The organism is Streptomyces sp. NPDC024632, from assembly GCF_055559175.1.
The window spans coordinates 1-1,438 of the sequence record NZ_JBVHLD010000046.1 but is presented as its reverse complement, the minus strand read 5'-3'; the positions used below and the strand labels follow the sequence as shown (position 1 = coordinate 1,438).

The following is a 1,438-nucleotide window of genomic DNA, read 5'->3' as shown; positions in this document are numbered from 1 at the left end:
GTGGGCTGGTTGTTTCAGAACCACACAGTGAACGCGAGCAACAATGGACAAGCCCTCGGCCTATTAGTACCAGTCAGCTCCACCCCTCACAGGGCTTCCACATCTGGCCTATCAACCCAGTCGTCTACTGGGAGCCTTAACCCCTCAAAGGGGGTGGGAGTCCTCATCTCGAAGCAGGCTTCCCGCTTAGATGCTTTCAGCGGTTATCCCTCCCGAACGTAGCCAACCAGCCATGCCCTTGGCAGGACAACTGGCACACCAGAGGTTCGTCCGTCCCGGTCCTCTCGTACTAGGGACAGCCCTTCTCAAGACTCCTACGCGCACAGCGGATAGGGACCGAACTGTCTCACGACGTTCTAAACCCAGCTCGCGTACCGCTTTAATGGGCGAACAGCCCAACCCTTGGGACCGACTCCAGCCCCAGGATGCGACGAGCCGACATCGAGGTGCCAAACCATCCCGTCGATATGGACTCTTGGGGAAGATCAGCCTGTTATCCCCGGGGTACCTTTTATCCGTTGAGCGACGGCGCTTCCACAAGCCACCGCCGGATCACTAGTCCCTACTTTCGTACCTGCTCGACCCGTCAGTCTCACAGTCAAGCTCCCTTGTGCACTTACACTCAACACCTGATTGCCAACCAGGCTGAGGGAACCTTTGGGCGCCTCCGTTACCCTTTAGGAGGCAACCGCCCCAGTTAAACTACCCACCAGACACTGTCCCTGATCCGGATCACGGACCGAGGTTAGACATCCAGCACGACCAGAGTGGTATTTCAACGACGACTCCCCGATAGCTGGCGCTACCGGCTCACAGTCTCCCACCTATCCTACACAAGCCGAACCGAACACCAATATCAAGCTATAGTAAAGGTCCCGGGGTCTTTCCGTCCTGCTGCGCGAAACGAGCATCTTTACTCGTAGTGCAATTTCACCGGGCCTATGGTTGAGACAGTCGAGAAGTCGTTACGCCATTCGTGCAGGTCGGAACTTACCCGACAAGGAATTTCGCTACCTTAGGATGGTTATAGTTACCACCGCCGTTTACTGGCGCTTAAGTTCTCAGCTTCGCCACACCGAAATGTGACTAACCGGTCCCCTTAACGTTCCAGCACCGGGCAGGCGTCAGTCCGTATACATCGCCTTACGGCTTCGCACGGACCTGTGTTTTTAGTAAACAGTCGCTTCTCGCTGGTCTCTGCGGCCACACCCAGCTCAAGGAGTACATCCCGTCACCAGACATGGCCCCCCTTCTCCCGAAGTTACGGGGGCATTTTGCCGAGTTCCTTAACCATAGTTCACCCGAACGCCTCGGTATTCTCTACCTGACCACCTGAGTCGGTTTAGGGTACGGGCCGCCATGAAACTCGCTAGAGGCTTTTCTCGACAGCATAGGATCATCCACTTCACCACAATCGGCTCGGCATCAGGTCTCACCC

Annotated in this window: 1 rRNA gene; it reads right to left on the bottom strand. The window is 56.3% G+C overall.

Going from position 1 to position 1,438, the window contains the following annotated elements:
- Positions 1–43: 43 nt before the first annotated feature.
- Positions 44–1,438 (bottom strand): 23S ribosomal RNA (locus ACZ37P_RS38475); the annotation flags it as partial.